Annotated in this window: 1 protein-coding gene; it reads left to right on the top strand. The window is 37.2% G+C overall.

Going from position 1 to position 1,031, the window contains the following annotated elements; genetic code table 11:
* The coding region (locus ABGX27_07430) for a phosphoglucosamine mutase (protein ID MEO2069325.1) at positions 1-962 on the top strand (962 nt) is incomplete at its 5' end.
* Between the last annotated feature and the right edge of the window lie 69 nt (positions 963-1,031).

Genomic DNA, 1,031 nt, shown 5'->3' with positions numbered 1-1,031 from the left:
AAGAAGCTTCATTAGAACTAGTTATTTTCAACAAATATGAGTTACCTAAAGCTTCTCCCGAAAATATTGGAAGGGTATTTAGTGGAGAGAACCTTGTTGAAATGTATGAGAAATTTTTAGAATCTGCAGGTAGATACTTAGCAGGACTTAAGATAGGTATAGACTGTGCCAACGGAGCAACTTTCAAGATAGCCCCTCTTATTTTTAAATCTCTTGGTGCTAAAGTCTTCGTCTTTAACGCTGAACCGGACGGTAAAAACATAAATGAGAACTGTGGTGCTACTTCTCCGGAATTTCTTGCTTCAAAGGTAAAGGACTTAAACCTTGATGTAGGTTTTGCTTATGATGGAGATGGTGATAGGTGTATAGCTATTGACGAAAAAGGACGTGTTGTTGACGGTGACGAGATAATGGCTATTCTGGCAGCTCACTATATGGAGAAGAACAAAACAGTTGTTGCTACAGTAATGAGCAATATAGGTTTAGAGTTATTTCTGAAAGAGCTTGGAATAGAACTCATAAGAACAAATGTAGGAGATAGATTTGTTTCAGAAAAGATGGTAGAAACTGGGACGCTTGTTGGAGGAGAGCAGTCCGGACATATAATCTTGAGGGACTTTTTAGAAACGGGAGACGGACTTTTGACTTCTATCATCCTTGCTTCTATTGTTAAATCAACAAGAAGACCTTTAAGTGAACTTTCTTCCTTAATGAAGAAATTTCCACAGAAACTAAAAAATATTGGAGTAAAGGAAAAGAAGCCTATTGAGAAACTTCCAAAACTTAAAAAAGCAATTGAGGAAGCTGAAAAAAAACTTTCTGGAAAAGGTAGGGTATTAGTGAGGTATTCGGGAACAGAACCCTTACTTAGGATAATGGTTGAAGCTGAAGATGAAAATCTTATAGACGAGGTAATCTCCTTAATAGAAGCTGCTGTTAAGGAAGAAGGTATTCAAGAATAAAAGGAGGAGGAAAATGGCTGTAGCTTTTATCTTTCCTGGACAAGGTTCTCAGTACGTTGGAATGGGAAA

It is taken from the genome of Desulfurobacteriaceae bacterium, assembly GCA_039832905.1.
Taxonomy (GTDB): Bacteria; Aquificota; Aquificia; order Desulfurobacteriales; family Desulfurobacteriaceae; genus Desulfurobacterium.
Note: the sequence above shows the minus strand (reverse complement) of the source record. Positions and strands in the feature narration are given on the sequence as shown.